Origin of the sequence: Prevotella sp. MGM2 (assembly GCF_002933955.1) — a bacterium.
GTDB lineage: Bacteria > Bacteroidota > Bacteroidia > Bacteroidales > Bacteroidaceae > Alloprevotella.
In genome coordinates this window covers 1-7,467 of the sequence record NZ_BEWW01000080.1, presented here as the reverse complement: position 1 = coordinate 7,467, position 7,467 = coordinate 1, and the positions used below count along the sequence as shown (strand labels likewise).

At 35.1% G+C, this 7,467-nt stretch carries 9 protein-coding genes; all 9 read right to left on the bottom strand.

Annotated elements, in window-relative coordinates; genetic code table 11:
• Positions 1–15: 15 nt before the first annotated feature.
• Positions 16–741 (bottom strand): recombinase family protein, encoded by a 726-nt coding sequence (locus tag C5S62_RS01775; protein ID WP_104403808.1) that lies wholly within the window; start codon positions 739–741, stop codon positions 16–18.
• A 103-nt stretch (positions 742–844) separates the two neighbouring features.
• Positions 845–1,303, bottom strand: coding sequence for a recombinase family protein (locus tag C5S62_RS01770; protein ID WP_223301105.1), 459 nt, complete (start codon positions 1,301–1,303; stop codon positions 845–847).
• Positions 1,304–1,730: 427 nt separating this feature from the next.
• A complete protein-coding gene (locus tag C5S62_RS01765) occupies positions 1,731–2,447 on the bottom strand; it encodes a hypothetical protein (RefSeq protein WP_104403806.1) in 717 nt (238 codons plus the stop codon).
• A 2-nt stretch (positions 2,448–2,449) separates the two neighbouring features.
• A complete protein-coding gene (locus C5S62_RS01760) occupies positions 2,450–3,019 on the bottom strand; it encodes a DUF805 domain-containing protein (protein ID WP_223301104.1) in 570 nt (189 codons plus the stop codon).
• A gap of 59 nt (positions 3,020–3,078) precedes the next feature.
• On the bottom strand, positions 3,079–3,537 hold the full coding sequence (locus C5S62_RS01755) for a hypothetical protein (protein ID WP_223301103.1): 459 nt from the start codon (positions 3,535–3,537) through the stop codon (positions 3,079–3,081).
• A 405-nt stretch (positions 3,538–3,942) separates the two neighbouring features.
• Positions 3,943–4,572 carry a recombinase family protein gene (locus C5S62_RS01750; RefSeq protein WP_104403803.1) on the bottom strand — a complete coding sequence of 210 codons (630 nt, stop codon included), beginning with the start codon at positions 4,570–4,572 and terminating at the stop codon, positions 3,943–3,945.
• A gap of 153 nt (positions 4,573–4,725) precedes the next feature.
• The gene (locus tag C5S62_RS01745; RefSeq protein WP_133159459.1) at positions 4,726–5,640 is read right to left on the bottom strand and encodes a phage/plasmid replication protein; all 915 of its coding nucleotides are present in this window, start codon (positions 5,638–5,640) and stop codon (positions 4,726–4,728) included.
• Positions 5,641–5,734: 94 nt separating this feature from the next.
• On the bottom strand, positions 5,735–5,914 hold the full coding sequence (locus C5S62_RS01740) for an NUMOD3 domain-containing DNA-binding protein (protein WP_104403801.1): 180 nt from the start codon (positions 5,912–5,914) through the stop codon (positions 5,735–5,737).
• A 36-nt stretch (positions 5,915–5,950) separates the two neighbouring features.
• Positions 5,951–6,880 carry an IS982 family transposase gene (locus tag C5S62_RS01735; RefSeq protein WP_104403800.1) on the bottom strand — a complete coding sequence of 310 codons (930 nt, stop codon included), beginning with the start codon at positions 6,878–6,880 and terminating at the stop codon, positions 5,951–5,953.
• Positions 6,881–7,467: the final 587 nt, after the last annotated feature.

Genomic DNA, 7,467 nt, shown 5'->3' with positions numbered 1-7,467 from the left:
AATTTAACACTTTTCTCAAAATTCATGCACCGTGTTTTCGGCTTGACCCATTTTATGCTTGATTTTACCAGCGTAGAACACATTAGTTAATATATGATGTAACTTCTGTTTAGATAGGTTTAATCCGTATGGTTTAAGTTTTTCCATAATCTGAAAGTTTGCCATGCCTTGTAATTTCCACTGAAATGCTTTTCTTATCAGTTTGCCATCTTCATTAATGGTATAAGTTCTATTACGACTTTTTCCTTCTTTATCATAGCCCAAAGGAACGGCACCCGTATAGACACCACTCTGCAAACAACTGATACGACCTTTTGTAAACTTGTCTGTACGGTTGGCATTGTCCCACTCCGCAAAACAAAGTTTCATTTGTAACATCATCTTTTGGTTATGGTCGCTTGTTCTCAATCCTGTGGTTGCTTCAATAATAGTCACACCTATCTCAAGCAACTGGTTTAATATAGTGCTACCTTGCCCCGTATCTCTTGAAAAACGGTCTATTTGCGATACAATCAGAAACTTAACTGTATTATTTCGCTTTATAAACGAAATCATTTCTTTAATAAACTTACCTGGTGTCTTCGCTGATTCGTGTGACCCACCAAATGAATTAATTACATTAAATCCGTTAGACCTTGCATAATCAGTGCAACAGTCCTTTTGATATTGAAGGCTTCCTCCGTTATCTTCTTGATACTTCGTTGAAACTCGTGTCCAAATAACACAATTTACTTTATTCATATATTTACTCTTTACTTATTATTATCAAATTACGATCTTTCTATTACTCAAATTAAAGAAAATCGCTGAGGGATTTTATGCCTTCAGCGTTTTCTAATACTGCTTATATCAAACAGTTCTGCGTACATCTAAACTCTACCATAACACGTTGGATGGTACTTTCCTCAATATCAAAAAGTTTTATTAGAATACTCTGAAAAGAGTTTTTAGTTCCATTCGTCTGAAAGAGAGAAAGGTTTTCTTTCAGAAAGTAGATATTAAGATTATTATCCATGCAACGTTTCATAGTGGTAAACATCTCATCCACTTTACGACCTAAACGACTTAAATCATTTATTAGAAGTGTGTCTATCCTATTTTCAATACAGTAATCCAAGCATTCACGCAATACGGAACGTTCGTCATTGCATTTTGCTCCGCTGATATGTTCCTCAAACGTTTTAATTACATTAATTTCATTCTTTGTAGCGAAAGCATTAAGGTTAGAAACTTGACGGTCAGTTGACTGTCTGTCGGTTGCGTTTGCAACCCGTGTAAAAATAACAGAATTTGTTTCATTCATCTTTTTACTCATTTTTAATTGTTATTACTATCTAATACTATTTCTGCCAATGACTTAAATAAATTAATCACTGCTTGTAATTCCTCATTGCTAAGGTTGTATGTTTTGAGTAGTTGTTTTTCATATTCAGACATTTAATGAAGTTATTAAAATCCGCTCTAAGGCGGTTATTCGCTTTTCAGCCTCCTTTGTTCCACCTCAGACACAAAGGACTTTTGGTCGGCAGGATAAACTTAGAACCCTTATGTAATGTCTGATAATTTATCGCGAATTGTTATCAGTCTGTTCCAAACATACCTCCTACATTTCATAGTACAAAATAAAAATGGCACTTTTTTATTCTAACCTACGCTATAAAATGAAAATCGCTGGAGACTTTATATCTTCAGCGACTTCAATAAATTCTACATTATTAGAATATATATTCTTATGGAGCAACAGAATCACACACTACCGCTTCGGTTTCTGCCTCATCTACTATATCTGACCGCACATCTCTCATTGCTTTTTCATAATTACTTTTGCATGATTGGATTATATTATTTATAGAATCAGAAGGCATACATAGCTTGTACATTGTTATATTTGTTCTATTTCCACCCTGCTGTACATATCCCTCTCCACTTTTCAAATTGAACTGAACATATAAATCTATCTTCTGTCCATTGGGAAAGGTCATTTCATTTTTCCCTTTGAAGTATTCTCCATGAGAAATTTTCGCCTCAAGTGGATATCCATTAAGGTAGGCATTCCTTATAGTACCATCTTTCAATTCATATACAATAGGAAAAACGGTCGGGTAAAACCAATAATAAGAACCATCTTTTAACAAGTCCTCATTAGCCACAATAGAATCTGTCACCTCATCCTCATATAAAGGAGATTCATTGTTTATAGAAATATTAGGGTACAAGAAATAGCCACATACACCACCAACACAAACAGACACCAATACAAGCAGAGACACAATAACCTTATTAACAGAACGATTTTTAGTTATTACCTCTTTATGACTGTTGCCAACTTCATTCTTTGTGGTATCTATTGGTTCACACTCAATATTATTATTTTTACCACATTTCGGACATCGCTCTGCCTTATCTGACATTTGATGCCCACAATATTTACATTTAATAAGTGCCATAATTACCTCTGATATTTAAAAGGATTAGGACTTCCATAACTATTTTCGCTTTTATCAGAATCCTTAAAAAGGAAAAAGATATTAGCAATAGGACAAAGCACCCACCATCCGCTTCGGTTAATATCGTGCATACGTCGAACACTTACACCTAACCAAGGAATAAATCCTATTACTAAACAAAGAGATAAAAAGAAAAAAGGATTATAAAACGGAAATCCTACAAACGAGAAATATTCACGGCGTGAGGCACGACCATGAAATGTAGCAAACTTTGTTTTGAATATGTGCCACCATACCTTAACACATTCCCACCAAAATTCAAAACATTCATAAATACGTTGTGCAAGGTCAAATTTACGGCCTTTGAACACTTTATAAAACTCACAACTCCAAAAAAGTTCTGAAACTGTTTTATATTCGTCAGTATTTTGTGTTGAAGTTAATGGCTGTTGTGTAGTGTCGAAGGATGTTTCAGAAGTAGTATTAGTAACTATAGGACACCCACATTCAGGACACATATTTTCTGTTCCGTTAAGTGGATAACCACACTCTGGACAATTATTCTGTTTCATTTTTATTACTATATTAAAGTGATTCGGCAAACGATGTTTGCTGGATCACAGACCATCATTCAATTTATTGGAAGTGTTATAGTACCGTTTACAATGAATGATTCAAACCCTCTCATATCTTCAAATGTTGCGTTGCTGAATGAAATAGTTACATTTTTACTATTTTTCTCCGTTACCTTTACAGAAGTATTTGAAGTTGGCATTCCTATTATTGCTTCATCAGTACTCCAAGTAAGAGTGAAGTTTTCATCTGTTAGTGCTGACCCTTTAACTACCTCATCCCAACCATAGATTGAAAAGTTCAATTCGTTGTCATTGTTATAAACAAGACAACTGTAATCGTTTCCATTCACATCAGCCATTGTGTTAGTAAAAACGTGCTTTTTACCATCAATGGTAAGTTCCATTTTACCATTATTAGGGTCGTTGGGTTCGTCATCGTCATCACTACAACTAGTAAGAGCGAATGACATAGTGGCAAAGAGAGCCACAAAGAAAAGATAAAAATACTTTTTCATTTTTTGTTTCTCCATGCACCTATGGCTCTGCGATGCGATTTTGTTGTAAATGATAGTAGGCATATAAAGAAGTGGAGCCACTTTTCAACTTATTCATTGGTGTGGGCTTCGACTCCCATAAATCGGAACAAGTGATAGCAACTCCACTTTGACCGTATATCATAGGGATATGACAATACAAGCCAAAGAGAGCGTACTTTCACCATCATTCTCGATTTATTGTTGAAGTTGTCGAAGTTTCACCAATCGAACGATGCGAAAACGCTTCTTTAATATGTCTGCTCGCCCTTTGTGGGTTTGCGACTGCAAAGGTAGCTAATTTTCGTGAAAGTACACTCTATAAGAGACTACTAAATAGACGTGGTGATTAAAAATCTAATGAATATCAAGTAGCATTACTTTATATTATAAGTTAAATTCCGCTTTTATGCGCTGGACGGTTGAAACAGAAACATCACAAAGTTTTGCAGTTCGTCTAACACTTGTACCTTTCTTAAGTTCTTTAATTACCTCTTTATATTCAACTTCCTTTTGCTCTTTTGATTTTCTATAACCCTCTTTCCTTCCTAATTTGCCACCATCTGCAATATATTTGGCTCTACCACTGTTTAATCTGAACTTGATATTTTCACGCTCCATTTCTGCACAAGTGCCAAGGACAGAGATAAATATGTTAAGGAAGGGGTTTTTAGTTCCATCGGGTTGAAAGATTGAAAGGTTCTCCTTTTGGAAGTAGATATTAAGGTTGTTATCCTTACATAGCTTGACATTGGCAAGAACTTCATCCACATTACGACCTAAACGACTTAATTCACTGATTAAAAGTGTATCTATCTTGTTTTCAATGCAGTAATCTAAACACTCACATAAAATGGGACGTTCCTCGTTGCGTTTTGCTCCGCTGATATGTTCCTCAAACGTTTTAACTACATTAATATCATTCTTTGAGGCATAGCCGTTGAGGTCTGAAACTTGACGGTCTGTTGACTGTCTGTCGTTAGTGCTTGAAACTCGTGCGTAAATTACTGCGTTCATATTCTTTCTTATTTAACTCCTTCAATTACAATACAAATATACAGCTAAATTCTGGCATAGGCAAATAAATCAAAGAATAATCTGAATACAATTCCATGTATTCTAAAAGTAGTTTTATAGAATTAAATGAATACGATTTCTAAAGAATACATTTTATGCAACTAACGCACGAATATCAATAGTAGAAGTCTTGTTATTCTGCAAACGCTTGTATAGTTCTTTATAGGGTTGCATCATTCTTTTAATTGAGGTGTTTTTGCTGGATAACGCTCTTACCTTAGCCTCAACCTTCACCATATCATAATCACAATCTTTTAATAATAACTCATGTTCATAATCCCGTAACGTTTGTGCCTTTTGCTGTTGAGGCTCATATCTGACAGCCTCATCTATGACCGTAAGAATAGGATTGGCTTTAGCGTTCAAAACATTCTGTATATTGTTATTTGGAATGTTTAGCAACTGTCTTATTTGCTGTTTGGTATTTATGTTTAACTCAAATCTGACCTTACCATTGAAGTATGAAAGGATTTCATTCTTTGCAGCGAGGCTATCTATAAAATTAATGTTATTAACCTTCTCCAATTCCTTATACTTATTATATATGGCTAACCGCTTCTTATATCTCGGAGTTGTGACTACATTTTCTAACACGATACCGCTATTGTATTGCTTCACCGTCCATTTGCGATAATTGGTGAGGTTTTGCCGTATGGTAGAATTAATCACATTAATATCTGTTTCTATATCCTTTGTTATATCACATTTCACCACCTCTGCATCGTGTAATATAGCCTCAATATCTAACCTACATATATTTAACTTGTTTATGTTGTTGAGGCTGTCTTTAATAGTTTCACGATTTATCAGCTGTGAGTATTTATCTAATAGTATCTTTCCTGTAAATTCTAACACAAGTTCACTATGAGCGTAATCTACCATAATTAATAATGAATAAGGTTTGTCTTGCTGATATTTATAATATAGCACCTCATCAAATTTGGTTACGGAAAGAAAAACCGAACTATCTATATCGGAGATATAATCTATCGAAGTAATCAATTTCATCTTGTCGAATTTTATCATTAAAAATTAAAACATAATACTTTATTTATTTGCAGTTGTGCAAGTTTTGTCATCTTGACAAGTAGTAAGGTAGGGGTTATTCCTCTACCTTTTCATTTGTTGGTTTCTTAGGGATTGTTTTCCAATAATCCCTAAGTCCATTGCTAATTTTCTCTTTGTGGGTAAATGACTTTGATTTACCTTTCATTGCCATACTGATTTTGGCTTTTGTTTCGTCTGAAAGTTCTCTAAACTGTCTCATATTTGTATTTTTCATAGTTTTATTATTTAACGTGAGTTCGATGAATTATAACTAAAAGAGTGACAGCTGAATAAGTTCGTTTTCTTCTGATTCAACCCTCTCTACTGCAATCATCGGCTTCTTTGGGAAGAATGAGTATGCCGCAAGCCCGGCCATAAGGTTGACAGTGAATCCGGTAACGGATCGGTGACGCGAATGTTCAATCTGGGCTATGTTCTTAAGTTCGTCATTGATGGTCTCGATGATGGCCCTTTTACGGAGAAGTATCTTGTCACTAAGCGTCATTATCTGTCCCTTCATATTATTTCTCAGTTTTGTAATAAGCTGAATACCATCGACAAACAACTTTGAGAAGATGTCCTTGGATATGTACCCTTTGTCGCCGACCAACTTTCCAAACAACTGTTCAACGAAAGTCTTGTTCTTGAGAGGTTCACGATCGTCAACATTACCTGGAGTTACCATAAAGCTTAACAGTTCCCCCATCTCATTGCATATCAGATGAAGTTTGAAGCCATAGAACCATCCCATCGAACACTGCCCCCGTTGAGCTATACCTTTAAAGACCTTGTGCATATGAATACGTTGGTTCCTGCATACGCGAAGCAATGTGCTGTCGACAAAGCTGATCCCGGTGCATTTCCCCATACAGCATCTCTTCACAAAGAGAATGAACGGGATTACAACCGTCCTTTCAAGTTCAGTAAATCGATTGTATGCCACTGTCTTTGGAAATATATCAGTCATATGTTCTTGAACTTCATTGATATAGAAATGCTTGAAACATTTATATCCGCTCAGGTGGAACAAAATCATTATGGTTATGATCTCCGCAGAGGACATTCTCGAGTCGCGATGATACTTGCGTTTGGACTTGTCGCGCTTAGGTGCAAGACCGTTTGCCTTGATGAATCGGTCATAAAGTTTGCAAAAGTCATCGGCCATACAGAAAATTTCAGTAATTTTGTCTCTTGAGATCATAGCAATGTATTTTGTGAAGTTGATTTGTAGTGATTTCAAATTTACAAAATATATTGCTATTTTACTAATAATCAACAACTTAATTTCGCCGAACTGACGTTATTTACTCTTACTATATATAAATATACCGTAGTTTGAAAAGTTTATCAAGTTCGGTAAGTTATATCTAAAAATTTTAGGAGGGAATTTTTCAATGTACGGCAAACGGTTCGTTCCTATATAGCTTACTATTATTAAGTATATTGAGTGCCAAGATACGTAAGTGAACACCCTGCCTAACAACAAGATAAGGAACGAAAAACAAGGAAAACGATACTGAAAGTTTATTCCTAACAATATAGATATGCTATGTAGACTATTCTCTATCAGCATACCAGTCGAGAAAATCTATTATCTTTGCAAAATCATCAAGAAAAGTTCGATAATCAGGCACTAAAGCGCACGAGAGGGAAGTTTTCAGCTTCCCTTTTTTGTGTCTCAACTTTAACGTTTTTAACCTTTCGTAACAATTTGAAGTGTTAAAACATAGGTTTGAAGCAGTTGTGTTGAAAAAGTCCGTATCGGAATTTTAACTCGAATACTTGGAA

Coding starts and splice junctions, on each gene's coding strand:
- C5S62_RS01755 (WP_223301103.1), bottom strand. CDS start 3,537: ATGAAAAAGTATTTTTATCTTTTCTTTGTGGCTCTCTTTGCCACTATG.
- C5S62_RS01760 (WP_223301104.1), bottom strand. CDS start 3,019: ATGAAACAGAATAATTGTCCAGAGTGTGGTTATCCACTTAACGGAACA.
- C5S62_RS01745 (WP_133159459.1), bottom strand. CDS start 5,640: ATGAAATTGATTACTTCGATAGATTATATCTCCGATATAGATAGTTCG.
- C5S62_RS01765 (WP_104403806.1), bottom strand. CDS start 2,447: ATGGCACTTATTAAATGTAAATATTGTGGGCATCAAATGTCAGATAAG.
- C5S62_RS01740 (WP_104403801.1), bottom strand. CDS start 5,914: ATGAAAAATACAAATATGAGACAGTTTAGAGAACTTTCAGACGAAACA.
- C5S62_RS01770 (WP_223301105.1), bottom strand. CDS start 1,303: ATGAATGAAACAAATTCTGTTATTTTTACACGGGTTGCAAACGCAACC.
- C5S62_RS01750 (WP_104403803.1), bottom strand. CDS start 4,572: ATGAACGCAGTAATTTACGCACGAGTTTCAAGCACTAACGACAGACAG.
- C5S62_RS01775 (WP_104403808.1), bottom strand. CDS start 741: ATGAATAAAGTAAATTGTGTTATTTGGACACGAGTTTCAACGAAGTAT.
- C5S62_RS01735 (WP_104403800.1), bottom strand. CDS start 6,880: ATGATCTCAAGAGACAAAATTACTGAAATTTTCTGTATGGCCGATGAC.